This is a genomic window from Aminobacter niigataensis, from assembly GCF_014200015.1.
Taxonomy (GTDB): domain Bacteria; phylum Pseudomonadota; class Alphaproteobacteria; order Rhizobiales; family Rhizobiaceae; genus Aminobacter; species Aminobacter niigataensis.
Genome location: NZ_JACHOT010000010.1, coordinates 20535 through 43799 on the forward strand (window position 1 = coordinate 20535; position 23265 = coordinate 43799).

A 23265-nucleotide genomic window follows, 5' to 3' on the forward strand; every position below is an offset into this window, starting at 1 on the left:
ACGCCCCCGTGCCGTACTGGCCGAGAATAGTTGCTGCGTAGCCCTTGGCAATCGACAGTGCGGGAGATTGTTGCCGTCTCACTTTGCCGGCAACCGACCTTCCGCATGAGCGCTATTGCCAGACGGATGTTACAGTTCGATGACAGATACCGTTCGCCGGCAAATTTCCGGGCAACGCAGCCTACGCTGCCCTTTTCACCGCGATGATCATCAGCGCCTCGTAGGCGGCAGCAGCCTCGCGCACCGCACTTTGCACGCCCTGGCCGGCGCGACGCAGGATGCCGTCGTCGGCATTCATCGTATCGCGCTCCCCGCTGCGCTGGTTGTAGGGCGCGACGGCGGTGAAGATGTGCTCGCTGAGATCGTCGGGAAAGAACATCTGGCCGGTCATCGCCCTGCCTTCGCTCGGAAACGCCTTGAAATGGATATGCGTGGTGCGGCCGCGATACCAGCCGGGATAGATGGTCTTGAAGGTGACGATGCCGTCCCTGCCGGTGCGCTGCCAGCCGCGGAGGAATTTTTCGCCCGTGGTGTCGACGTCGCGGCCGTCGCCCTGGCCGGGATAGCCCGAATAGTGGCCGGTCGCGTCGCAATGCCAGAGGTCGACGCGGGCGCCCTCGATCGGCACGCAAGCCTCGTCGACGACCTGCAGTTGCACGGTGAGCGCAACGCCCTTCCTGCCTTCGGTGATCTCGGCGCGCTCCAGCGCCGGATCGAAATAATAGGGACCTTCGGTCGTTTCCGGCGTGATCGAGCAGACGCCGGCCTCCGGCATCAGTAACGAGGCTCCGGATGCCGGCGTAGTTTGCTGCGCAAACAGCTGGACCGGCACCAGCGCGCTGCCGCTCGCGGTCACTGCGATGAGGCCAAGCGCCCGGCGGCGGCTCAGTCTGCTGGGAAAAGATGCTTTCGGCATCGATGCTGTCTCCGAAAATGGGGCGGCAAGCCCTTGCCCAGCCCTCAATCTAGGCACGTCCCGGCCACCGTCCCAATGAAACTTCCGTAATGTGCGCAACGCGCCGCCTTGATGCCGTTTGAGACGTGCAAAAGCGTCTCCGGCATCCTATATGGAGCCTCTATTCGATCCCGAGGACGACCATGACCGAAGCTCAGACCCAAATCCCCGTCACCGTACTGACCGGCTATCTCGGCTCGGGCAAGACGACCCTGCTCAACCGCATCCTGTCGGAAAACCACGGCAAACGTTATGCGGTCATCGTCAACGAATTCGGCGAGATCGGCATCGACAACGACCTGATCGTCGAATCCGACGAGGAAATCTACGAGATGAACAATGGCTGCGTCTGCTGCACCGTGCGCGGCGACCTGATCCGCGTCGTCGAAGGCCTGATGCGCCGCCCCGGCCGCTTCGACGCCATCGTCGTCGAGACCACCGGCCTTGCCGACCCGGTCCCCGTCGCCCAGACCTTCTTCATGGACGAGGACGTTCGTTCCAAGACCAAGCTCGACGCCGTCGTCGCCCTGGTCGACGCCAAGCACCTGCCGCTCCGCCTCAAGGATTCTCGCGAGGCCGAGGACCAGATCGCTTTCGCCGACGTCGTCGTGCTCAACAAGACCGATCTTGTGAACGAGGATGAACTGCGCCAGGTCGAAGCCGCCATCCGCGCCATCAATCCTTCGGCCAGGATCCATCGCACCACCCGCGCCGGCGTGGCCCTCGACCAGGTGCTCGACCGCGGCGCCTTCGACCTCAAACGCGTGCTGGCCGACGACCCGCATTTCCTCGATGCCCACGATCATGACCACGACCACGATCACGAATGCGGCCCGGATTGCGGCCACGACCATCACCACCACGACCATGACCATCATCACCATGATCACGACCACCATGACCATGGCGCGGTGTCGCCGATCCATGACGTGACGGTGCAGTCGGTGTCGCTGCGCGGCGGCGAGATGGATTCCAAGAAATTCTTCCCCTGGATCGAGAAGATCACCCAGATGGAAGGCCCCAACATCCTGCGCCTCAAGGGCATCATCGCCATCAAGGACGACCCGGACCGCTATGTCATCCAGGGCGTGCACATGATCATCGAGGGCGACCACCAGCGCGCCTGGAAGGACGACGAGAAGCACGAGAGCCGGCTGGTGTTCATCGGCCGCGAGCTCGACGCCGAGCGTCTGAAGCGCAGCTTCGAGGCCTGCCAGGCGGCTTAAGCGCCAACGTGTCCACGGAATACCCTGCCCCTCATCCGCCTGACGGCACCCTCTCCCCGTAAACGGGGAGAGGGTAAGGGTAAGGGCAGCATAAATCTCGAATGGAATAGTCTCTATGCCCACAGTCGCGCCGCTTGATCTCGATGGCCATTGCATCGCAGCCGCCTTCCTCGACAACATTCCGTTTTTCGCGCTCGCCGAGGGCATGGTGCACTGGCTCGACCACGGCCAGAAGTCGATCAAGCTGCATGATGGCCTGCTGTCGGCGACGACCAACGCCGGCAACGATCAGCTGATCACTGGCGGCGAGGACGGCAAGGTGATGTCGCTAAGCTCGTCAGGCACCGCTGAAGAACTCGCCAGCGCCGGCAAGAAATGGGTGACCTCTGTCGCCTCGGGACCGCAGGGCGCCGTCGCTTATGCCAGCGGCCGCAATGCCTGGGTGCGCTTCGCCGACGGCAAGACCAAGGAATTCGCCCATCCGCGCTCGGTCGAAGGCATCGCGTTTTCACCGAAGGGCATGCGCATCGGCGTCGCCCGCTACAATGGCGCGACGCTGCATTTCCCCGCCGCCGACGGCACCCCGACCGAGTTGCAATGGGACGGCGCGCATACCGGCATCACCTTTTCGCCCGACGGCGCCTTCCTGGTCACCACGATGCAGGAAAACGCCCTGCATGGCTGGAAGCTGGTCGACGCCAAGCACATGCGCATGACCGGCTATCCCGCCAAGGTGAAAAGCCTGTCGTGGAGCGCCAAGGGCAAGTGGCTGGCGAGTTCCGGCGCGCCCGCGGCCATCGTCTGGCCGTTCACCGGCAAGGACGGCCCGATGGGCAAGGCGCCGCTGGAGCTAGGCACGCGCGGCAACACCATGGTGACGACGGTTTGCTGCCATCCGAGCGAGGACATCGTCGCCATCGGCTACGACGACGGCATGGTGATGGCTGTGCGTTTCGCCGATGCCAAGGAAGTGCTGTTGCGCCGCCCCGGCAAGGGCGCGATCACGGCAATGGCCTGGGACAAGGACGAACGCCGCCTCGCCTTCGGCAGTGCCGCCGGCGACTGCGGCGTCATCGACATCGCCGGCTAGAGCAATTCCAGGAAAAGTGTGAAGCGGTTTTCCGTCCGGAATTGCGTCAAACGCTCTAAATTCAGCCTGCGCGTACCGCCCTGGCCGGCTTGCGGCGCAGCGCCAGGCCGTCGCGCATGTTGAGCGACAAGAGCGTTATGTTGACGGCGCCGGCCGCCAGTTCGAGCGCCTGGACGGCGAAGAAGGCCGCATCGAATCGGCCAGTTTCGGCCCAGCCGGCGAGCACATAGGCCGACGGCAGGAGTACCAGAAGGCCGTTGGCGGCGACGATGCGCATCCGGCGCTTCTTCTGCTGCACCACCGGGCTCTTCCAGCCCCTGCCGAGCGAGAAGCCCGAGGCGCCGGCGACCATCATCGCCGGGATCAGCACGACCATCCCGGCAAGTATGGCCGCCTTGACCGCAGCTATGGTTTCGGCGCTGCCGGTGAGTTCGGCCGCGGCCGTGGCAATCCAGAAGCAGGTGATCGTAAGCAAGGCGACCGCACCGGCCGCCGCATGGAGCTTCGCTTTCATCGTCGAGCCTCCGATTTGGATAGCAAGCTATATATCATTGCATAGCATGCTATTCAACAGCTATCTCTCAACCATGGCTTTCCAGAAAGAACGCTCGGCCGGCTATCTCGCAAACCAGATGGCGCGCCTGTTCGCCAAGGGCCTGCATGAGCGTATCCGGCCCCTCGGGCTGGCGCCGGCGCAGTTCATGACGCTGCTGGCGCTCTGGGACGAGGACGGGATTTCCCAGAGCGAACTGGTGCGGCGCCTCGACGTCGAGCAGGCCACCATGGCCAACACGTTGACCAGGATGGAGCGCGACGGGCTGATCGAGCGGCGCGCCAACCCCGACGATGGACGCTCGCAGGCCATCCACCTGACGCCGACGGCGAAAGCGCTGCGTGATCCCGCAACCCAGGCCGCCCGCGCGCAGAACGAGACAGCGCTCGCCGATTTCTCCGAAGGCGAACGCCAGGCATTCCTGGCGCTGATGCGGCGTGCCATCGCCGCCATGCACAAGGGTTGATTTGGGAGAGGCGTTTCGCTGGCCTATTCGACCAGGCAGGTTGCGCGGCCGGTGAAGTTATAGGTCTTGCCGTCGCCGCCGGCAGCGCCCGTCATGTCGAAGACGGTGACAGAATACTGGCCGATATAGTCACCCTCGTCGCCCGACCTTGTCCTGATCGTCACCTCGACATAGCCGTGCGGCTTGTCGCCGACGCGCTCGCGGTAGACCACCATGCGCAGCTCTTCGCCGTCGAGCCAGTATTGCGCGAGGTGCTCGCGCTCGAAGGTGATCTTGCGCAGGTCCGCCTCGACCGCCTTGTTGGCGATTTCGATCTGGCCGCGAAAATCGAAGACCGGACTGCCCATGCCGCGAGTGACGCCACTCTCGATGGTCAGTTTCACTGCCTCATCCTTGGCACCGCATGAAAGCCCGCCAGAGGCAACGGCCGGGCCCGCTGCAAGCAGGATCGACATAAGCGTCATCATAACACGCATCAGCATCCACCCCCAAAGCACAGTGTCATGATCGACGATGCGCCGGGATGGTCAAGGGCTGCGGGACTGCGCCAATCGACGCCGTGCGCACGGCCAATTGCCGTTTCGCGTCGGCTCTGGCTAGAGTGGCGCCCGTCTTTCCAATGGGAGCCATGATGAACCGCATCGAACGACCTGATGCCACCGAAGGCTGCGTAGCACTTTCGCGCATATCGGAGCTTGCTGCCGCCGAGGCCGAAATCTTCATCAGGGCGCGGCCGAAATCGCAAGCCTCCCTCGGCAACGGCGTGGCGGGCTTCTTCGGCGGCGTCCCGATGCACTGGATGAAGGACTGGCCGACGCCCTTCCCGATTCTCGTCGACAAGGCGAGCGGTGCTACCATCACCGATGTAGACGGCAACAGGCTGGCAGATTTCTGCCTTGGCGACACCGGCTCGATGTTCGGCCACTCCCCTGCCCCGGTCGCCCGCGCCATCCGCCGCCAGGCGAGCCGCGGCCTGACCTACATGCTGCCGTCGGAGGATTCGCTGACGCTCGGCCTGCTGCTCGCCGAGCGCTTCGGTCTGCCGCACTGGCAGATCGCCACCACGGCCACCGACGCCAACCGCTTCGCCCTGCGCGTCGCCCGCGCCGTCACCGGCCGCGACAAGATCCTGGTGTTCAACGGCTGCTACCATGGCGCCGTCGACGAGACGATGGTGCGGATGGACAGCGGCAAGCCGATCAACCGCCCCGGCCTCGCGGGCGAATTCCGCGACCTCACCGCCCGCACCCGTATCGTCGAGTTCAACGACCTGCCGGCCCTGGAGAAGGCGCTGAGCCATGGCGACGTCGCCTGCGTCATATCAGAGCCGGTGCTGACCAACTCCTGCATGGTGCTGCCCGAACCGGGCTTCCTCGAAGGCGTGCGGACGCTGACCCGCAAGGCCGGCACGCTGCTGCTCATCGACGAGACCCACACCATCTCGACCGGCCCGGGCGGCTACACCAGGAAACACAACCTCGACCCCGACCTGTTCGTGCTCGGCAAGCCCGTCGCCGGCGGCGTGCCGGCGAGCGTCTGGGGCATGAGCGAGCAGGTCGCGGCCCGCTACGCTGCCTACAACAGCACCAAGCAGCCGGGCTATTCCGGCATGGGCACGACGCTGTCGGCCAATCCCCTGCAGTTCGCGGCGATGCGCGCCACGCTCGAAGAGGTCATGACCGAGGCCAACTACGCCCACATGGAGAAGCTGGCTGAACGGCTGGCCACCGGCCTCGACAAGGCCATCCGAAAACACAAGCTGCCTTGGCACGTGATGCGCGTCGGCGCCCGTGTCGAGTTCATCTGCGCTCCCGGCCCGCTGCGCAATGGCGGTGAGGCCGAGCATGCGCACGCCTCGCGGCTCGAAGCCGCCATGCATGTGGCGTTGGTCAATCGCGGCGTGCTAATCGCGCCGTTCCACAACATGATGCTGGTCTCGCCGGTCACCACGGCACGTCAGGTCGACAGGCTGGTTGCGGCTTTCGGCGATATTGCCGCCACGCTTGCCGCATGAGACAAGGCATCAGGACAATTGAGTAAGATCATGACATCTCCTTCCGGCTCGAGCATCGACGAGGCCAGGGCCTTCCTCGACGCCAATCCCGACATAGAAGCCTTCGACATCGTGCTGACCGACGCCAATGGCGTCGGCCGCGGCAAGATCATCCGCCGCCACGAGTTGATGGGGCTCTACGAAGGCGGGCGGCACCTGCCGATCTCGATCCTTGGCCTCGACATCACCGGCGAGGACGTGCACGAAACCGGGCTGATCTGGGATTCCGGCGACGGCGACCTCAGGGCGTGGCCGATCCCGGGCACGCTGAAGCCGATGCATGGCACGAGCCCTGCGCGCGGCCAGTTGCTGATGTCGATGTACCATCTCGACGGCGCGCCGATGACCTCGGACCCCAGGCTCGTGCTGCAGCGCCAGGTCGACAAGCTGGCAGCAAAGGGCCTGCATCCGGCCGGTGCCTTCGAGCTCGAGTTCTTCCTGCTGTCCAACGAACGCGACGGGGACGGCAAGGTCCAGCCGGCACGCGCCGTGCTCGATGGCCGCGCCTCGGGCAAGACCGAGGTCTATTCGGTCGACCATCTGCACGGCATGGAGCCGCTGTTCTCCGACATCTATGCCGCGGCCAAGCTGCAGGGCATTCCGGCGGAAACCGTCATTTCGGAATACGCGCCGGGCCAATACGAACTCACCTTGCGCTACCGCAAGGACGTGATGCAGGCCGCCGACGACCTGATCATGCTGAAGCGCATCGTCCGCATGCAGGCGCGCCGCCACGGCGTGACCGCATGCTTCATGGCCAAGCCGATCGAGAAATATGCCGGCTCTGGCATGCATTTCCACGCCTCGCTGCTCGACAGCAACGGCACCAACGTATTCACCGAAGCCAAGGAAGGCGAATGGCAGCCGAAGCTGCTGCACGCGCTCGGCGGCCTCGCCGACACCATGGCGGAGTCGATGCTGGTGTTTGCCCCGCACGCCAACTCCTGGCGCCGCTTCGTGTCGCAGTCCTACGCGCCGGTGGCGCCGACCTGGGGCGTCAACAACCGCTCGGTGGCGCTGCGCGTGCCTGCGGGCGACGCCAGGAACCGCCGCATCGAACACCGCCCCTCGGGTGTCGACGCCAATCCGTATCTGGTCGCAGCAACCATCCTCGCCGGCATCTCCAAGGGCTTGGAAGAACAGCTCGACCCCGGCCCCGAGACGTCAGGCAATGGCTATGAGCAGGCCGAAGGCAGCGAAAGCGTGATGCCGCCGGACTGGCGCACCGCGATCGAGGCGGCGAAGCGCTCGGAGTTCCTGCGCGAAGCGCTCGGCCACGACCTGCACCGCACCTTCACGGCAATCAAGGAAGCCGAGTACCTGCGCGTTGCCCGCACGGTGAGCGAGTTGGACTACCACCTCTATTTGCACGAGGTTTGAGGGCGGATAGCAGCCGGCTAGGACTTTGGCGCCGGCTGTATCGTCACGGTCAGACCGAGACTCCTGACGACGCCGAGCAGCGTCGTCAGTCGCGGGTCACCGTGGGCGCTGAGGGCTTTGTAAAGGCCTTCACGCGTTACTCCGGCATCCTTTGCAACTTGGCTCATGCCACGAGCACGGGCCACCACACCAAGTGCGTGCGCAATGTAAGCCGCGTCACCAGTCTCAAAAGCATCGGAAAGCAACTCAGCCTGCGCTTCAGGCGTGTCGAGATAGGATGCCGCGTCGAATGGAGTGGTCTTAAGGGCCATACTCAAACCTCCTTGGCCAGTTCCAAAGCGCGCTTGATGTCGCGCGCCTGGTTGGATTTGTCGCCGCCACATAGCAGAATAATCAGTATCCTTCCGCTCTGCACGAAATAGACCCGATAGCCGGGACCGAAGTTCACGCGCAGTTCGCCGATGCCATCGAAGAATTTGACATCGCCAAACAGACCGGCCTCGAGCCGAACCACGCGTTGGGCGACCTTGCGCCGGTCCGCCAAGTCCCGAAGCCCATCAATCCAGTCTCGGAATGTGTCGGTCTGACGGACCTCGAACATGCGTGAACTATAATTCACAGTCGCCTGGGAGTCAATGCTGATGTAAACTATCGTTCACAGCGCTGATCGCCTTCAAGCCGCTAGACAGTTTTGCCACGCCAAGATCGAGCTTTGCTGATCTTATGTTCCAATCACATTTCGCTGCCCTGCAGCAAAGACTCTGGCCTTATCGGTCGAAAGAACATACCATGAACGGATGCCCATTCTTTCCACCCACGAGAAACTCGCGATCCTCTCCGACGCAGCGAAATACGACGCCTCCTGCGCCTCGTCGGGCGCCGGCGGGCGCGACTCGCTGGCGTCGCGCGGCATCGGCTCGACCGAAGGCATGGGCATCTGCCACTCCTATGCGCCCGACGGCCGCTGCATCTCGCTGCTCAAGATCCTGCTGACCAATTTCTGCATCTACGACTGCAGCTATTGCATCAACCGCTCGTCCTCCAATGTCCGCCGCGCCCGCTTCACGGTCGACGAGGTCGTGCGGCTGACCATGGACTTCTACAAGCGCAACTACATCGAGGGGCTGTTCCTGTCCTCCGGCGTCATCCGCTCGCCCGACGAGACGATGGGCGAGATGGTAGAGGTGGCCAGGCGGCTTAGGCTCGACGAGAAGTTCGGCGGTTACATCCATCTCAAGACGATCCCGGAAGCCTCTGCCGAGCTGGTCGAGAAGGCCGGCCTCTATGCCGATCGCCTGTCGATCAATGTCGAGCTGCCGACCGACGAGGGCGTGAAACGACTGGCGCCGGAGAAGCGGCCCGAGACGATTCGTGTCTCGATGGCCAGGTTGCGCTCGAAGATCGAGGAAAAGGCGGAACCGACGCTGAGAACCAAGAAACGCGAACGGTTCGCACCCGGTGGCCAGTCGACCCAGATGATCATCGGCGCTGACGCCACGCCCGACGCCGGCATCCTCAAGACCAGCGCCCGGCTCTATGGCAGCTACCAGCTGCGCCGCGTCTATTACTCGGCCTTCAGCCCGATCCCCGATGCCTCGTCGGCGCTGCCGCTGAAAAGGCCGCCGCTGATGCGCGAACACCGGCTCTACCAGGCCGACTGGCTGATGCGCTTTTACGGCTTCGACCAAGGCGAGATTCTCGACGGCACGACGGACGGCATGCTCGACCTGGAAATCGACCCCAAGCTCGCCTGGGCCCTTCGTAACCGCGCTTTGTTTCCGGTCGACGTCAACCGAGCCGAAAGGGAGACGCTGCTGCGCATTCCCGGGCTCGGCACGCGGGTGGTCAAGCGTATCCTAGAGACACGCCGCTTCCGGCGACTGCGCCTCGAGGACATCGGCAGGCTTTGCCAGTCCATCGCCAAGGTCCGTCCGTTCATCGTCGCCGAAGGCTGGTCGCCTGGTGCGTCGACCGATGCCTCGCGCCTGCGCGAGACGGTGGCGCCACAACCCCGGCAACTGGCGCTGTTCTGATGGCCATCCAGCCCGCATTCGCGCTCGCCGCCCACAGCGTACGCCTCGCCAGTCCGACAGATTTCGACGGCTGGCGCGATGCGGCGCGCCGGCTGGCCCTCAACGAGGTGAAGCCCGAGGACATCGAGTGGCATATCGGCGACGCGGGAGGTACCGGCAGGGACTTACCACCAGCGCCCGTGGGCGTGGAACTGCGGGTTGCCAAGGACTTCATCGACCGCGCGGCAGCCGTCGCCTGCCACAGCCACAGTGAGCGCTTCGCCCTGCTCTATCACCTGCTGTGGCGGCAGCGCCAGGAACCGCATTTGCTCCGGATCGCCTCGGACCCCGACGTGCGCCGCTTCGAGGCGATGGAGAAATCGGTTCGGCGCGACGAGCACAAGATGCATGCCTTCGTCCGCTTCCGGAAGATCGGCGACGGCAATAGTGAGCGCTTCGTAGCCTGGTTCGAGCCCGACCACTTCATCCTCGAACGTGCCTCCTCGTTCTTCGTGCGCCGCTTCACCGGCATGCTCTGGGCAATCCTCACGCCGCATGCTTCGGCAGAATGGAATCGCGAAAGGTTGGCGCTTGGACCCGGCGCATCAAAGGACGATGCCCCCGCCGCAGACCAATCGGAAGATATGTGGCGGACCTATTTCGCCAGCATCTTCAATCCCGCCCGCCTCAAGGTGAAGGCGATGCAATCGGAGATGCCGAAGAAATACTGGCGGAACCTTCCCGAGGCCTCGCTCATTCCCGGCTTGGTAGCCGGCGCCGACCAGGCCGCCAGGGAGATGATCGCGAGGATGCCGACGATGCCAGCTCCGCATCACCAGGCGATACAGGCCAGGCATTGGCCGGCTGCGGAAGTACCGACGGAGACTGAGGCTCAATCCATCGACGCCCTGCGCCAGCAGGCGAGCCAGTGCCGGCGCTGCCCGCTGTGGAGCGAAGCGACCCAGACGGTTTTCGGCGAAGGCCCCGACGATACCGAACTGGTGTTTGTCGGCGAGCAGCCCGGCGACCAGGAAGATCTTCAAGGCCGGCCCTTCGTCGGCCCCGCCGGCAAGATCTTCGACGCGGTACTTCAGGAAACCGGCATCGACCGCACGGCGGTTTACGTCACCAATGCCGTCAAGCACTTCAAGTTCGAACCGCGCGGCAAGCGCCGCATCCACAGCAGGCCGAATGCCGGCGAGGTGCAGGCCTGTCGCTGGTGGCTGGCGCAGGAACTCAAGCTGCTGAAACCTCGACTGGTGGTGGCGCTCGGCGCCACCGCGGCCCAGTCACTGCTGCAGGCACCGGTGGCGATCACTAAACAGCGTGGCCAGACCATCAGCCGTGGCGACGGCCTCGCCGTATTCCTGACGATCCACCCTTCCTACATCCTGCGCATCCGCGAAGCGGAACAAGCCGCGGCGGAGCGTGCCCGCTTTGCCGAGGACATCAGGACGGTGCGCGCGATGATGGCTGCCTGATCTATCTGACCAGGATCGCCCTGAGATCGTTGACGTTTGTGCCGGTCGGCCCGGGGACAAAAAGATCGCCCACCGCGTTGAACGCCGTCCAGGCGTTGTTGCCGGCGAGCATCGCCTTGGCATCGACGCCTTCACCGTGCATCCGCGCCACGGTCGAGCCGTCGGCGAAGGCACCGGCATTGTCTTCCGAGCCGTCGATGCCGTCGGTATCGGCGGCCAGCGCGTCGATGCCCTGGAGCCCGTCAATGCCGATGGCGAAGGCGAGCAGGAATTCGCTGTTGCGGCCGCCCTTGCCTTTTGCGCGCAGCGTGACCGTGGTCTCGCCGCCCGACAGGATCAGCACCGGCTTTCGGAACGGACGGTTGCGCACGGCGACCTCGCGGGCGATCGCGGCATGCACGCCACCTACTTCGCGCGCCTCGCCTTCGATCGCGTCGGACAGGATCACCGTTTCGACCCCGAGCTTGCGGGCCGCTGCGGCGGCCGCGTCGAGCGACACGGCGGCCGAGGCGATGACATGCACCTCGTTGCGGGCAAAGCGCGGATCGGAAGGCTGGGGAGCGTCGGCGGCTGCCGAGTTGATGTGGGCCATGACGTTGGCCGGCAGCGCGATCCTGTAGGTCTCGATCATCCTGAGCGCGTCGGCGCGCGAGGCCTCGTCGGGCACCGTCGGCCCCGATGCAACCAGCGCCGGGTTGTCGCCTGGGATGTCCGACACCACCAGCGAGACCACGCGCGCCGGATAGGCTGCGGCGGCGAGCCTGCCGCCCTTGATGCCGGAGATGTGCTTGCGGATGGTGTTCATCGCCGAGATCGGCGCGCCCGAGGCAAGCAGCGCCTCGTTGACGGCAATCTCGTCGGCAAGCGTCAGGCTGCCTGCCGGCGATGGCAGCAGCGCCGAACCGCCACCGGAGACCAGGGCCACGACGAGGTCGTCCTCGGACAGGCCCGAGACCGTCTCTAGAAGGAGCTTGGCGGCCTCAAGGCCGTTGGCATCGGGTACCGGATGCGAAGCCTCGATGATCTTGATGCGCTTGCAGAGTGCCGCAAATCCGTAGCGCGTGACGACGACACCTTCCAGCGGGCCGTCCCATGCCTTTTCGAAAGCGGCGGCCATTTGCGCCGAGCCCTTGCCGGCGCCGATGACGATGGTGCGGCCCTTGGGCTTTTCCGGTAAGTGGCGGCGGATGGTGAGTTCCGCGTCGGCGGCCGCGACAGCGGCCTCGAAAATGCTGGTGAGAAACTGCTTCGGGTCGGTCATGGCCATCGGTACGCTCAAACTCTCTCAGCTGCTCGAAACGGGGGACAAGGCAAGCTCGTCGCCGGGGATGCCAAGGTGGGCGCAGAGTGCCGCGACCACCACCTCATGATCCTGACGCTCGGGCAGGCCCGAAACGGCAATGGCACCGACGACGCCAACGCCTTTGACGCGGATCGGAAAGCCGCCGCCGGCCAGCACATAGTCGTCGATCGGCAGCGCATCGCCGACGGGAAAGGTGCGGTCCGTCCGCGACTTTTGCAGCACCATGCGATAGCTGCTGCGGTGGAAGGTCCTGACGACGTTGATCTTGCGCCGCGCCCATTCGGTATTGTTGACCGTCGAGCCGGGCAGCGCGCAGTAGAACAGTGCGCGGTCCCACAGGCGGATGTCGACGATGATGGGGAAGTTTTCCGACAGGCCGCGCGCCCGGATGGCCGCGCCGATGTCGAACGCCACGGCCTCGTCGAAGCGCTCGAAGACCAGTCGGTCCTCCTGCTCGGCGATCTTGTCCAGATCCTCGGCTGCTGCCATCGTCCGTTCCTCCATCAGACACGGCTCACATGGCAGACACAGGCGGAGGACGCAAGGTCAGGCGGCTTGATCCATCGTCGTCTTGGCGGCTTTGCCCGCGACATAAACCTCCACCACGGCGCGGTCATCGCCCAGCGTTTGCAGCAGGAACAGCTCTTCGGCCAGTGTGCCGGTGCGTTCCATCCTCAGCCGCATGCCCGGCGTGGCGCGCGCATTGAGCACCACGATGTCGGCGTCGGTGCCGACTTCGAGGGTACCCACCTTGTCCGAAATCGACAGCGATTCGGCATTGCCGCGCGTCAGCTGCCAGTAGGAGGCCAGCGGGTTGAGCTTCTCGCCATTGAGGGCGATGACCTTGTAGGCCTCGTCCATCGTGCGCAGCATCGAATAGTTGGTACCGCCGCCGACGTCGGTTGCGGTAGCGATGCGCAGCGGCTTGTCGCGCTTGCGATAGCGCTGGTAGTCGAACAGGCCCGAGCCGAGGAACAGGTTGGAGGTCGGGCAGAACACCGCGATCGAGCCATGGTCGGAAATCGAGTCGGATTCGCGCTCGCCGAGATGGATGCAGTGGCCGAGCAGCGTGCGTTTGCCGAGCAGGCCGTAGTGTTCGTAGACGTCGGTGTAGTCGCGCGACCAGGGATAGAGCTCCTGGGTGAAGGCGATCTCGGCGTGGTTTTCCGATAGGTGCGTCTGGATGTGCAGGTCTGGATGCTCGCGCGCCAGCTGGCTGGCCATCTCCATCTGCTCGGGCGTCGACGTGATGGCGAAGCGCGGCGTGATGGCATAATGCTGGCGGCCCTTGCCGTGCCACTCGGCAATCAGCGCCTTGGTGTCGTCATAGCTCGCCTGCGGCGTGTCCAGCACGCCATCCGGCGCGTTGCGGTCCATCATCACCTTGCCGGCGATGTTGAGCATGTTGCGGTCGTGCGATTCGGCGAAGAACGCCTCGGCCGACTGCTTGTGCACGGAGCAATAGGCAGCGACCGTCGTCGTGCCGTGGCGCACCATCTCGTCAAGGAACAGCCGCGCGATACGGCGGCCGTGCTGGGCATCGATAAAGCGTGTTTCCTCGGGGAACGTGTACTTGTTCAGCCATTCCAGTAGCTCGGCGCCATAGGCGGCGATGATCTGCATCTGCGGGATGTGGACATGGGCGTCGATGAAGCCGGGCAGGATCAGGTGCGGCCGATGGTCGATGACCTTGACGTCGCCGCCGGCCTGGGCCGCGACCTGGGCATAGGCGCCGACAGCGGCGATCTTGCCGTCGCGCATCAGCACCCCACCGTCTTCCTCATAGGCATAGGACGCATGGTCGTCGGCGCTGTCGGGCCAGCGCAGGAAGGACAAGGTACGGCCGCGAAGAAGTGTGGTGGTCATGATCGGACTCTACAAGCTTTCTGGCGTGGCGAAACCGCGGCTGTCGCCGCGCGTCGAAATGGGCGCGATGACGCGCCCTGAACCTGCAATCTGCGTATCGCGGTCTTATTGCTGGAGCATGATCCTACCCGAAAACCGGGTTCCGTTTTTCGGGATCATGCGCCAGGCGCTACTTCCGCGCCTGCTCGTACCAGGCGACCAGCAACGCCCGCTCTTCCGGCGTGATCTGGGTGACGTTGGCGGGCGGCATGGCGTGGCTGCGGCCGGCCTGCAGGTAGATCTCGCGGGCATGCTCGGCGATCGAATTGTCGGTCTCCAGCACCACGCCCTTGGGCGCGTAGTAGACGCCTTCGTAGGATGGCTCATTGGCATGGCACATGGCGCAGCGGCCGAGCACGGTATCGCGCACCTTGGGGAACTGCGCCGCCGCGATATAGGGCTGGGTGGTGACGGAAGCGTTCTTGTCCTCGCCGGTCAGCACCTTCGGCACGGTCGACAGCCACATGATGACGATGAACAGCAGGCCGGCGACGAACCAGGTCCAGTGCGGATTGCCCTCGCGCTTGTGGATGGTGTTGAAGTAGTGGCGGATCAGCACGCCGATGATGAAGATCAGCGAGGCGATGACCCAGTTGAACTCGGTGCCGAACGCCAGCGGATAGTGATTCGACAGCATCAGGAACACGACCGGCAGGGTCAGGTAGTTGTTGTGCGTCGAGCGCGTCTTGGCGATCTTGCCGTATTTCGGATCGGGTTTGCGGCCGGCAATGAGGTCGGCGACGACGATCTTCTGGTTCGGGATGATGGTCATGAAGACGTTGGCCGACATGATCGTCGCGGTGAAGGCGCCGAGATGCAGGAAGGCCGCGCGGCCGGTGAACAGCTGCGTGTAGCCCCAGCTCATGAACACCACGACGACATAGAGCACGATCATCAGCAGCGTGTCGTGATCGCCGAGCTTGGACTTGCACAAGAGGTCGTAGACCACCCAGCCAAGGCCGATCGAGGCGAGCGAAATGGCGATAGCCACCGGCGCCGACACGTCGAGCACATTGCGGTCGATCAGGAACAGCTCGGCACCGCCATAGTAGACGATCCAGAGCAGCGCGAAGCCAGACAGCCAGGTGGCATAGGATTCCCACTTGAACCAGGTCAGGTGCTCCGGCATCTGCGCCGGCGCCACCAGGTATTTCTGGATGTGGTAGAAGCCGCCGCCATGGACCTGCCATTCTTCGCCATGGGCGCCGACCGGCAGTCCGTCATGCTTCCTCAGCCCGAGATCGAGGGCGATGAAATAGAACGATGAGCCTATCCAGGCCATCGCGGTGACGACATGCAGCCACCGCACGGCGAAGCTTGCCCAGTCCATGAAAAATGCCAAGTCGTACATCCGCCGTCCCTTTTCCGCAGCAGCAGCAATCTTACGATGCCAAATGCACGGGGGAAGTGAAAGGATTCGCGATGACTTTCAAAAAAATCTGGAAAATACTACCGTATCGCGGCACGGCATAAGCCGGCTATGGAACCCACGGCATCGCATGGCTTATCTCGACAACATCGCCGTTTTCGTTCGCGTCGTGGAACTCGGCAATCTTTCTGCCGCGGGCCGCGACATGCGCATTTCGCCTGCCGTCGCCTCCAACCGCATCAAGGAACTGGAAAAGCACCTCGGCGTCAGGCTTTTCAACCGCACCACGCGCCAGTTGATGCCGACCGAGCATGGCAACGTCTTCTATTCCGGCGCCAAGCAGGTTCTGGAGGCGATCACCGAGGCTGAAGCCGCGGTCTCGGCACTTTCCGGCCAGCCACGCGGCACCATCCGCGTTACTGCCCCGCTCGGCCTTGGCCGTCGGCTTGTCGCTTCGGGCATTCCCGAATTCCATGACAAATACCCCGACATCGAGGTCCGGCTGCGTCTGTCGGACCACAATGTCGACATCCTCAAGGAAGGCATCGACGTCGCTTTCCGGCTTGGGGTGATCGAGGATTCCAGCCTCCGCATGCGCGGCATCATGGAATGCGAGCGGGTTCTGGTCGCTGCCCCGAAATATCTCGAAAAGCGCGGCGAGCCCGAAAGCGCCAACGACCTGATCGGCAAGAAGCACGACTGCCTGATGCTGCGTTATCCCGGCTCACGCGAGTTCTACTGGATGCTGGAGACCGCGGCAGGACCGACCAAGTTCGAGGTCCATGGCCCGTTCGATTCCGACGACGGCGACGTTCTGACCGGCTGGGCCCTGGCCGGGCGCGGCATCATCAATAAGCCGCGCTTCGAGGTCGAGCCCTTCATCCGCGACCAGCGGCTGAAGATCATCCTGCCGCAGACACCGCCGACGCCTGTCCAGTTTGCCGCCGTCTATCCCCACAAGAAGCTGCAGGACCCGAAGGTCCGGCTGCTGCTCGACTTCATGGCCGACCGCTGCCACAAGCTGATCAAGGACATCCTCGCCCACAAGTAGGACGGTCGCGTCAGCTCATGGCCTGGTAGGCCGAAGTCCAGAAGTCGGTGTAATGCGCCGGCGCCTGCGGCGAATCCATCAGCCTCTGGGAAAGCAGGATGCCGGCAAGGTCGTTTTCAGGATCGGCATAGCCCGAGGTGCCATAACCGCCATCCCAGCCAAAACGTCCTGGCACCTGCCAGAGGTTGTCTCGCTTGAGCGCCACCGACATGCCGAGACCCCAGCCCGAATTGCCGTTGAAGAACATCCGCCCGCTCGCCTTCTCCTCGTCGGTAAGCTGGTCCGTCGTCATCAGCTCGACCGAGGCGCGCGACAGGATGCGCTCGCCACCGAGCCTGCCCTTGCCGAGCAACATCTTCTGGAAGGCAAGGTAGTCCTCGGCTGTCGAGACCAGTCCGCCGCCGCCTGCCTCGAAGGTCGCCGGCTTGGCAAACGACCCACCCCTGGCTTCGTCGTAGACGCCGAGCTTGCCGGTCTGGAAATCCCGGGAATAGGCGGTGGCGAGCCGGTCGACCTTCTCGACTGGGCAATGGAAGCCGGTATCCTTCATGCCGAGCGGGCCGAAGATGCGTTCCTGCATGAAGGCCGACAGCGGCTGTCCCGCCGCGCGGGCGACCAGCACGCCGGCGACGTCGAGGCCTGTGTGGTAGAGCCAGCCTTCACCGGGCTGATGGGCGAGCGGCAGCGAGCCGATGCGCTTCATGTAGTCGTCGGGCGAGCCGCGGAACAGGTCGGCACTCGGCGCGATGCCGGCTTCCTGCATGGCGTGCTGCAGCGGGTACCGAAACGGATAGACCATGATCGCGCCGAGCCCGAAACGCAGGGTCAGCAGATCGCGCAGGGTGATCGGCCGGCTGGCGGGAACAGTCTCGGTGAGCGGGCCGTCGATCGCTTTCAGCACCTTGCGATCGGCAAGCTCGGGCAGCCATTTGTCGACCGGGTCGTCGAGGCGCAGCCGCGACTCCTCGACGAGGATCATCGCCGCAACCGCAGTGACCGGCTTGGTCAGCGAGGCGATACGGAAGATGCTGTCGCGCTGCATCGGCGCCGAGCCGTTGAGCGCGAGCGTGCCAACGGCTTCTATATGGGTTTCGCTACCCCGGCTGACGGCCCAGACGAGCCCAGGCAGGTCGCCGCGCTCGACATGACCAGCCATCACCTTGCGCATCCGCTCGAGTCGGTCGGGAATAAAGTTGCCTGTGCTCATCGTCGTGCTCCCTGACTTTGCAGCCGCGCTCGAAGCGCCCGCTGCTGGTTGTGCCGACGCCCCTTCTGCCGAGGCAAGCAATGCCGCAAACGCCGCGCCCTTCATGACGGTGCGGCGATCCATTCCCGATATCGTGCCCATCCTTGCATCCTTCCTGTGGTGGACGACAGTCCGTCAGCCCGCCGTCTCGTCCAGGTGCCTGGCCAGCGCTTCAAGAAGTTCGGCCCAGCCCGCCTTGCGATCGGCCGTCTGGGCATCGGCGTTGTCGCTGTCGAGATAGGCGGCCTGCTCCGAGTAGACGAGCCGAGTGCCCTCGCCTTCCGGTACGAACTCGATGGTTGCCAGCGAGGCGGAGAAGGGTTTGCCCTCTGTTGCCATCACATAGGCGAAGACGATCCGCCTGTCGGGGACGATGTCGAGATAGGTCGTGTCGTTGGAGAACGACGCTCCGCCCTCGAAACGGAAACTGCTGCGCTCGGAACCGCCGGGCCTGAAGTCGACGACGAACTCGTCGACCTGCCAGCCTTCGCCCTCGACGAACCAGCGGCGCTTGCGGTCGGCCTGCGAGAATGCCGAAAACAGCTCCGCCGGTGACACCGGGTAGACGCGATGGCTGCTGAAGGTGGAGTGCGATGTTGAGGTGCTGGACATTCCTTTCCTCCTCTTGTGGGTGCTGCAACCAGAATTAAAACCAGTTGCATTTACTAACCAGTTGCAGGCTAGCGCAACTGATTTTATGTTGCAACCAGTTCTTGGAGACATTGCATGAACCAGCATCAACGGTCGGGCTGCCCGATCAACCTCACCCTCGAGGTGGTCGGCGACAAATGGAGCCTGATCGTCCTGCGCGACATGATGTTCGGCAACCGTCGGCATTTTCGCGAGCTACTGACGAACTCCGAGGAGGGCATTGCCTCCAATATCCTGGCGGACCGGCTGAAGCGCCTTGTCGAGGACGGGCTGATCACCAAGGCCGACGACCCCAGCCACAAGCAGAAGGCGATCTACAGCCTGACAGAGATGGCGATCGAACTGCTGCCGGTTTTCGCCCATATCGGCGCCTGGGGCCGCAAGTGGCTGCCGGTCAGCGAGGAACTCAGCATCCGTGCCGAGCTGCTGGAAACGGGCGGCCCCGAGATGTGGCAGCGCTTCATGGAAGAGCTGCGTGCCTCCCATCTCGGCGAACCGCTGTCCGAGACGGCAAAGCAGCGGCTTCCGGTGCGCGAACAATTGCAAGCGGCCTATCTCGAAGTGGTCGCCCGCAACGCCGCCGCTGGCTGACTTTCGACTGGTCCAGCCCGGAACCGAACTGTCGTGAGGCTGTTGTACGCTGCGGATGCCTTCCGGCCGGCCGGGGGGGGCAGGCACGACCCGCGGATCAAGGAGCAGCCGATGATTTCCCACCCGACACGCAACGACCTCAAGTCCAACGCCAAGAAGGTTTCGATCGAGCTTCTGAACGCACGGCTGGCCGACGCGATCGACTTGGCGCTGATCACCAAGCAGGCGCACTGGAACGTCAAGGGCCCGCACTTCATCGCCATCCACGAGATGCTCGATGATTTCCGCAAGTACCTCGACGAACACGTCGACACCATCGCCGAACGTGTCGCCCAATTGGGCGGAGCGGCACTCGGCACTTCGCAGGTGGTGGTCGAGGCCAGCAAGCTGAAGCCCTATCCGACCGACATCTCGAAGACCAAGGACCACATCGCCGCGCTGATCGACCGCTATGCCGACGCCGCGAAAAGCGTGCGCTCGGCCATCGACGAGGCGGGAGAGGCGGGCGACGCCGACACCGCCGACATCTTCACCGCCTATTCCAGGGCACTCGACAAGTCGCTGTGGTTCCTCGAGGCCCACATCCAGGAAAACGAATAGCCTGGCCGGTTCCGACGGCGGCGGTCACTTTGCCGGCAGAGCCAGCGCGGTCATGATCTCGGCTGCGGCAAGGGCGGCGATTACAGCGGGGCGCTTGTCCTTGACTGCGTCGCCGCCGATCGGGCAGACCAGCCGTGCATACTGCTCGTCGCTGCCGCCGGCCGTCTTGAGGAACCAGCTCCTGAACGTCGCCTTCTTGGTCTTCGAGCCGATCATGCCGACATAGCCGGTGTCGTCGCGCTTCAGCGCCTCGGCAACGATCAGGAAGTCGAGCGCATGGTCGTGGGTCAGCACCACCACGGCCGAGCCGGAGGGCGCCTCGCGCACCATCTCCTCCGGAACCGGGGTCAGCCTCACATCAATCTCCGCCGGCATGCCGTCGAGCGCATCGGCGCGGGTCTCGACGACCACCACATTCAGCGGCAGCAAGGCAAAAGCGGATGCCAGCGCGTGGCCGACATGGCCGCCGCCGAAGACCAGCACATGTGGCAGGGCAGCGTCCGATATTTCGGCCGAAGCGACCAGGTCGGCAGCCATTGCCTCGTCGACGTGGCGGACGGCAACCTCGACCCGTCCGCCGCAGCACTGGCCGATCTCCGGCCCGAGTGGAATGTCTAGGGTGAGCGTTTCCCTCCCCCTTGAGGGGAGGGTGGCGGCGAAGCCGCCGGGTGGGGTCGTTTCGACCGGGCTCAACACCACTTGGGCGCTTCTTCCTGAGGTTACCCCCTCTGCCCGCTTCGCGGGCATCTCTCCCTCAAGGGGGGAGATCGACCCCTTCAGTATCGCCCGCGCGCTGTCGATCGCCATGAATTCGAGCTGGCCGCCGCCGATGGTGCCGAAGATGCGCTCGGGCGACACCAGCATCCACGCGCCCTTTTCGCGCGGGGTCGAGCCCTTGGCCTCTGCCACCTCGACCAGCGCCACCGAAGGCGCTGCGTCGAGGAATGCCCGGAGGCGCTTGGCCGTCTTGCTCACTTGGCCTGGGCCGCCTCGGCCCGGAGGCGTTCGATCGCCATCAGCACCCGCTCCGGCGTCGCCGGTGCGTCGAGACGCGGGCAGACCTTGTGGTCGGCGACGCTCGCAACCGCATCCGACAGCGCCTGCAGCACCGAGATGCCGAGCGGCAGCGGCGGCTCGCCGACGGCCTTGGAGCGGTGGATCGTCGGCTCATAGGCTTCCGACCAGTCGGTCAGTTCCACGTTGAAGATCTTCGGTCGGTCGGAAGCCAGCGGGATCTTGTAGGTCGACGGCGCATGGGTGCGCAGCCGGCCCTTGCCGTCCCACCACAGTTCTTCGGTCGTCAGCCAGCCCGTGCCCTGGACGAAGCCGCCCTCGACCTGGCCGATATCGATGGCCCGGTTCAGCGACCGGCCGGTATCGTGCAGGATATCGGCCCGCTCGATGACATACTCGCCGGTCAGCGTGTCGATCGACACCTCCGAGCAGGCCGCGCCATAGGAGTAATAGTAGAAGGCGTGGCCCCTGCCCTTGCTGCGATCCCAGTGGATCTTCGGCGTCTTGTAGTGGCCGGCGGCCGACAGCTGGATGCGGTTGAGATAAGCCTGCTTGACCAGGTCGTTGAAGGAAATCTCCTGGTTGCCGACGCGCACGCGGTTAGGCAGAAACACCACCTGGTCGCCCGGCACCTGGTACTTCTCGGCGGCGAAATCGGTCAGCCGCTTGCGGATCTGCCGCGCCGCGTCCTGTGCCGCCATGCCGTTGAGGTCGGCGCCCGAGGACGCCGCCGTCGGCGCAGTGTTGGGCACCTTGGCGGTGGTCGTCGCCGTGATCTTCACCCGGTCGAGATCGATCTGGAACTCTTCCGCCACCACCTGCGCCACCTTGAGGTGAAGGCCCTGGCCCATCTCGGTGCCGCCGTGGTTCATGTGCACCGAACCATCGGCATAGACGTGCACCAGAGCGCCGGCCTGGTTGGACTCGGTCTTGGTGAACGAGATGCCAAACTTGACCGGCGTCAGCGCCAGTCCGCGCTTGACGAAGCGGCTGTTGGCGTTGAACGCCGCGATCTCGCGCCGGCGGTGGGCATAGGACGCGCTCTCCTCCAGTTCCGCGACGATGCGGTGGATGATGTTGTCCTCGACCTTCTGGTGATAGGGCGTGAGGTTGCGTTCGCCGGCAACGCCGATGGCGTCGTAGAAGTTCCGCTTGCGGATCTCGAGCGGGTCCTTGCCGAGCGCAAACGCCACCTCTTCGATGACGCGCTCGGCGCCGACCATGCCCTGCGGGCCGCCGAAGCCGCGGAACGCAGTGTTCGACACGGTATTCGTGTAGAGCGTCGACGACTTGGCATGCACGTTCGGATAGAAATAGGCGTTGTCGCAGTGGAACAGCGCGCGGTCGCCCACTGGCCCCGAGAGGTCGGCCGAGAAGCCCGCATTGAGCGCGAACATGTAGTCGACGCCGAGGATATTGCCTTCCTCGTCGAAGCCGACTTCGTAGTCGATGGCGAAGTCGTGCCGCTTGCCGGTAGCGGTCATGTCCTCGTCGCGGTCGAGCCGGACCTTGACGGCGCGCTTGTGCTTCTTCGCAGCGATGGCCGCAATCGCCGCGCACTGGTTGGCCTGGGTTTCCTTGCCACCGAAACCGCCGCCCATGCGGCGTACCTCGACCGTCACCGCATGGCTGGGCACGCCGAGCACATGCGAGACGAGGTGCTGGGTCTCGCTCGGTCCTTGCGTCGAGCAATAGACCACGACCTCGTCGTCCTCGCCGGGCACGGCGAGTGAAATCTGGCCTTCGAGATAGAAGTGATCCTGGCCGCCGAGCTTCATCCGGCCTTTCACCCGGCGCGGTGCCGCGGCAATCGCAGCCGCCGCGTCGCCGCGCTTCAGCGTCAGCGGCGACGTCACCTGCTTGTCCTTCTCCGGATCGAGGTCCCAGATGCTGATGACCGCCGGCAACTCGTCGTACTCGATCTTGGCCAGGCGCGCCGCCCGGCGGGCCTGCTCGCGGGTGTTGGCCACGACCGCGAAGATCGGCTGGCCGTGGAACTCCACCTTGCCCTGAGCGAAGACCGGGTCGTCATGCATGCCGCTCGGCGAAATGTCGTTTTCGCCCGGCACGTCGGCATAGGTCAGCACGTCGACGACGCCGGGCGCAGCGCGGACGGCAGACAGGTCGACCGACTTCAGCGTGCCATGGGTGATGTTGGATAGGCCGAGGCCGACATGCAGCGTGCCCGCCGGTTCCGGCATGTCGTCGATGTAGACGGCTTCGCCGGCAACGTGTTTGTGCGCGGAATCGTGGCGCTGGTCGGTGTGCACGCCGCCCGTGATCTTCGCCGCCTTGAGGTTGGGTTGGTGCTGGGTCATC

General features: G+C 64.5%; 23 protein-coding genes. 10 read left to right on the forward strand and 13 right to left on the reverse strand.

Translation table 11 applies throughout. The features are described 5' to 3' along the window. Positions 1–181 precede the first annotated feature (181 nt). Positions 182–916 carry an intradiol ring-cleavage dioxygenase gene (locus GGQ99_RS24070; protein ID WP_108607006.1) on the reverse strand — a complete coding sequence of 245 codons (735 nt, stop codon included), beginning with the start codon at positions 914–916 and terminating at the stop codon, positions 182–184. A 182-nt stretch (positions 917–1098) separates the two neighbouring features. Here GGQ99_RS24070 and GGQ99_RS24075 point away from each other — a divergent pair, with 182 nt between their 5' ends. Both GGQ99_RS24075 and GGQ99_RS24080 read left to right on the forward strand, forming a co-directional pair. Beyond that, positions 1099–2181: a CobW family GTP-binding protein gene (locus GGQ99_RS24075; RefSeq protein ID WP_108607005.1), complete on the forward strand. Its 1083-nt coding sequence runs from the start codon at positions 1099–1101 to the stop codon at positions 2179–2181. A gap of 115 nt (positions 2182–2296) precedes the next feature. Beyond that, positions 2297–3271, forward strand: a complete 975-nt coding sequence (locus GGQ99_RS24080; RefSeq protein ID WP_108607004.1) for a WD40 repeat domain-containing protein — start codon at positions 2297–2299, stop codon at positions 3269–3271. A gap of 61 nt (positions 3272–3332) precedes the next feature. On the opposite strand, the gene GGQ99_RS24085 is transcribed toward GGQ99_RS24080, so the two are convergent. Then, entirely contained in the window at positions 3333–3785 is a 453-nt protein-coding gene (locus tag GGQ99_RS24085; RefSeq protein ID WP_183264495.1) for a hypothetical protein, read from the reverse strand. Between the two features lie 73 nt (positions 3786–3858). Between GGQ99_RS24085 and GGQ99_RS24090 the strand changes: the two genes are divergently transcribed. After that, on the forward strand, positions 3859–4290 hold the full coding sequence (locus tag GGQ99_RS24090; RefSeq protein ID WP_108609743.1) for a MarR family winged helix-turn-helix transcriptional regulator: 432 nt from the start codon (positions 3859–3861) through the stop codon (positions 4288–4290). A gap of 23 nt (positions 4291–4313) precedes the next feature. Here the strand turns inward: GGQ99_RS24090 and GGQ99_RS24095 are convergent, their stop codons facing one another. Then, the gene (locus tag GGQ99_RS24095; protein ID WP_159091616.1) at positions 4314–4766 is read right to left on the reverse strand and encodes a hypothetical protein; all 453 of its coding nucleotides are present in this window, start codon (positions 4764–4766) and stop codon (positions 4314–4316) included. 152 nt (positions 4767–4918) lie between these two features. Here GGQ99_RS24095 and GGQ99_RS24100 point away from each other — a divergent pair, with 152 nt between their 5' ends. Both GGQ99_RS24100 and GGQ99_RS24105 read left to right on the forward strand, forming a co-directional pair. Next, positions 4919–6304: an aspartate aminotransferase family protein gene (locus GGQ99_RS24100; protein ID WP_425486857.1), complete on the forward strand. Its 1386-nt coding sequence runs from the start codon at positions 4919–4921 to the stop codon at positions 6302–6304. Between the two features lie 30 nt (positions 6305–6334). Then, positions 6335–7723, forward strand: coding sequence for a glutamine synthetase family protein (locus tag GGQ99_RS24105; RefSeq protein WP_183264497.1), 1389 nt, complete (start codon positions 6335–6337; stop codon positions 7721–7723). Between the two features lie 17 nt (positions 7724–7740). On the opposite strand, the gene GGQ99_RS24110 is transcribed toward GGQ99_RS24105, so the two are convergent. Both GGQ99_RS24110 and GGQ99_RS24115 read right to left on the reverse strand, forming a co-directional pair. Continuing rightward, positions 7741–8034: an addiction module antidote protein gene (locus GGQ99_RS24110; RefSeq protein ID WP_183264498.1), complete on the reverse strand. Its 294-nt coding sequence runs from the start codon at positions 8032–8034 to the stop codon at positions 7741–7743. Between the two features lie 2 nt (positions 8035–8036). Next, entirely contained in the window at positions 8037–8324 is a 288-nt protein-coding gene (locus tag GGQ99_RS24115) for a type II toxin-antitoxin system RelE/ParE family toxin (protein ID WP_183264499.1), read from the reverse strand. 196 nt (positions 8325–8520) lie between these two features. On the opposite strand from GGQ99_RS24115, the gene GGQ99_RS24120 reads away from it, so the two are divergent. Next, positions 8521–9756: a putative DNA modification/repair radical SAM protein gene (locus GGQ99_RS24120; RefSeq protein ID WP_183264500.1), complete on the forward strand. Its 1236-nt coding sequence runs from the start codon at positions 8521–8523 to the stop codon at positions 9754–9756. Beyond that, positions 9756–11216 (forward strand): UdgX family uracil-DNA binding protein, encoded by a 1461-nt coding sequence (locus GGQ99_RS24125; protein WP_183264501.1) that lies wholly within the window; start codon positions 9756–9758, stop codon positions 11214–11216. The genes GGQ99_RS24120 and GGQ99_RS24125 overlap by 1 nt, the downstream gene beginning before the upstream one ends. 1 nt (position 11217) lies before the next feature. Here GGQ99_RS24125 and GGQ99_RS24130 read toward each other — a convergent pair whose 3' ends face one another. From GGQ99_RS24130 to GGQ99_RS24145, 4 genes are all read right to left on the reverse strand, one after another. After that, the gene (locus GGQ99_RS24130) at positions 11218–12483 is read right to left on the reverse strand and encodes a glycerate kinase type-2 family protein (protein ID WP_183264502.1); all 1266 of its coding nucleotides are present in this window, start codon (positions 12481–12483) and stop codon (positions 11218–11220) included. A gap of 18 nt (positions 12484–12501) precedes the next feature. Further along, complete coding sequence (locus tag GGQ99_RS24135; RefSeq protein ID WP_183264503.1) at positions 12502–13008, reverse strand: heme-degrading domain-containing protein; 507 nt, start codon at positions 13006–13008, stop codon at positions 12502–12504. Positions 13009–13065: 57 nt separating this feature from the next. Continuing rightward, positions 13066–14385 (reverse strand): guanine deaminase, encoded by a 1320-nt coding sequence (gene guaD, locus GGQ99_RS24140; RefSeq protein WP_183264504.1) that lies wholly within the window; start codon positions 14383–14385, stop codon positions 13066–13068. A gap of 169 nt (positions 14386–14554) precedes the next feature. After that, complete coding sequence (locus GGQ99_RS24145; RefSeq protein ID WP_183264505.1) at positions 14555–15775, reverse strand: urate hydroxylase PuuD; 1221 nt, start codon at positions 15773–15775, stop codon at positions 14555–14557. Positions 15776–15923: 148 nt separating this feature from the next. Here GGQ99_RS24145 and GGQ99_RS24150 point away from each other — a divergent pair, with 148 nt between their 5' ends. After that, positions 15924–16844, forward strand: coding sequence for a LysR family transcriptional regulator (locus GGQ99_RS24150; RefSeq protein WP_108606995.1), 921 nt, complete (start codon positions 15924–15926; stop codon positions 16842–16844). Positions 16845–16854: 10 nt separating this feature from the next. Here the strand turns inward: GGQ99_RS24150 and GGQ99_RS24155 are convergent, their stop codons facing one another. Beyond that, on the reverse strand, positions 16855–18051 hold the full coding sequence (locus tag GGQ99_RS24155; protein WP_183264506.1) for a serine hydrolase domain-containing protein: 1197 nt from the start codon (positions 18049–18051) through the stop codon (positions 16855–16857). Positions 18052–18225: 174 nt separating this feature from the next. Then, a complete protein-coding gene (locus GGQ99_RS24160; protein WP_183264507.1) occupies positions 18226–18702 on the reverse strand; it encodes an SRPBCC family protein in 477 nt (158 codons plus the stop codon). A gap of 114 nt (positions 18703–18816) precedes the next feature. On the opposite strand from GGQ99_RS24160, the gene GGQ99_RS24165 reads away from it, so the two are divergent. Continuing rightward, the gene (locus tag GGQ99_RS24165) at positions 18817–19332 is read left to right on the forward strand and encodes a winged helix-turn-helix transcriptional regulator (RefSeq protein ID WP_183264508.1); all 516 of its coding nucleotides are present in this window, start codon (positions 18817–18819) and stop codon (positions 19330–19332) included. Between the two features lie 111 nt (positions 19333–19443). Continuing rightward, complete coding sequence (gene dps / locus GGQ99_RS24170) at positions 19444–19932, forward strand: DNA starvation/stationary phase protection protein Dps (RefSeq protein ID WP_183264509.1); 489 nt, start codon at positions 19444–19446, stop codon at positions 19930–19932. A 24-nt stretch (positions 19933–19956) separates the two neighbouring features. On the opposite strand, the gene xdhC is transcribed toward dps, so the two are convergent. Both xdhC and xdhB read right to left on the reverse strand, forming a co-directional pair. After that, positions 19957–20907 (reverse strand): xanthine dehydrogenase accessory protein XdhC, encoded by a 951-nt coding sequence (gene xdhC, locus GGQ99_RS24175; RefSeq protein WP_183264510.1) that lies wholly within the window; start codon positions 20905–20907, stop codon positions 19957–19959. Then, positions 20904–23264, reverse strand: coding sequence for a xanthine dehydrogenase molybdopterin binding subunit (xdhB, locus tag GGQ99_RS24180; protein WP_183264511.1), 2361 nt, complete (start codon positions 23262–23264; stop codon positions 20904–20906). Before xdhB ends, xdhC begins: the two co-directional genes overlap by 4 nt. Position 23265 lies beyond the last annotated feature (1 nt).

Bases quoted from the DNA above. Each gene is read 5' to 3' on its own strand.
- GGQ99_RS24070 (WP_108607006.1), bottom strand. From the start codon at position 916: ATGCCGAAAGCATCTTTTCCCAGCAGACTGAGCCGCCGCCGGGCGCTT.
- GGQ99_RS24075 (WP_108607005.1), top strand. From the start codon at position 1,099: ATGACCGAAGCTCAGACCCAAATCCCCGTCACCGTACTGACCGGCTAT.
- GGQ99_RS24080 (WP_108607004.1), top strand. From the start codon at position 2,297: ATGCCCACAGTCGCGCCGCTTGATCTCGATGGCCATTGCATCGCAGCC.
- GGQ99_RS24085 (WP_183264495.1), bottom strand. From the start codon at position 3,785: ATGAAAGCGAAGCTCCATGCGGCGGCCGGTGCGGTCGCCTTGCTTACG.
- GGQ99_RS24090 (WP_108609743.1), top strand. From the start codon at position 3,859: ATGGCTTTCCAGAAAGAACGCTCGGCCGGCTATCTCGCAAACCAGATG.
- GGQ99_RS24095 (WP_159091616.1), bottom strand. From the start codon at position 4,766: ATGCGTGTTATGATGACGCTTATGTCGATCCTGCTTGCAGCGGGCCCG.
- GGQ99_RS24100 (WP_425486857.1), top strand. From the start codon at position 4,919: ATGATGAACCGCATCGAACGACCTGATGCCACCGAAGGCTGCGTAGCA.
- GGQ99_RS24105 (WP_183264497.1), top strand. From the start codon at position 6,335: ATGACATCTCCTTCCGGCTCGAGCATCGACGAGGCCAGGGCCTTCCTC.
- GGQ99_RS24110 (WP_183264498.1), bottom strand. From the start codon at position 8,034: ATGGCCCTTAAGACCACTCCATTCGACGCGGCATCCTATCTCGACACG.
- GGQ99_RS24115 (WP_183264499.1), bottom strand. From the start codon at position 8,324: ATGTTCGAGGTCCGTCAGACCGACACATTCCGAGACTGGATTGATGGG.
- GGQ99_RS24120 (WP_183264500.1), top strand. From the start codon at position 8,521: ATGCCCATTCTTTCCACCCACGAGAAACTCGCGATCCTCTCCGACGCA.
- GGQ99_RS24125 (WP_183264501.1), top strand. From the start codon at position 9,756: ATGGCCATCCAGCCCGCATTCGCGCTCGCCGCCCACAGCGTACGCCTC.
- GGQ99_RS24130 (WP_183264502.1), bottom strand. From the start codon at position 12,483: ATGGCCATGACCGACCCGAAGCAGTTTCTCACCAGCATTTTCGAGGCC.
- GGQ99_RS24135 (WP_183264503.1), bottom strand. From the start codon at position 13,008: ATGGCAGCAGCCGAGGATCTGGACAAGATCGCCGAGCAGGAGGACCGA.
- guaD (WP_183264504.1), bottom strand. From the start codon at position 14,385: ATGACCACCACACTTCTTCGCGGCCGTACCTTGTCCTTCCTGCGCTGG.
- GGQ99_RS24145 (WP_183264505.1), bottom strand. From the start codon at position 15,775: ATGTACGACTTGGCATTTTTCATGGACTGGGCAAGCTTCGCCGTGCGG.
- GGQ99_RS24150 (WP_108606995.1), top strand. From the start codon at position 15,924: ATGGCTTATCTCGACAACATCGCCGTTTTCGTTCGCGTCGTGGAACTC.
- GGQ99_RS24155 (WP_183264506.1), bottom strand. From the start codon at position 18,051: ATGAGCACAGGCAACTTTATTCCCGACCGACTCGAGCGGATGCGCAAG.
- GGQ99_RS24160 (WP_183264507.1), bottom strand. From the start codon at position 18,702: ATGTCCAGCACCTCAACATCGCACTCCACCTTCAGCAGCCATCGCGTC.
- GGQ99_RS24165 (WP_183264508.1), top strand. From the start codon at position 18,817: ATGAACCAGCATCAACGGTCGGGCTGCCCGATCAACCTCACCCTCGAG.
- dps (WP_183264509.1), top strand. From the start codon at position 19,444: ATGATTTCCCACCCGACACGCAACGACCTCAAGTCCAACGCCAAGAAG.
- xdhB (WP_183264511.1), bottom strand. From the start codon at position 23,264: ATGACCCAGCACCAACCCAACCTCAAGGCGGCGAAGATCACGGGCGGC.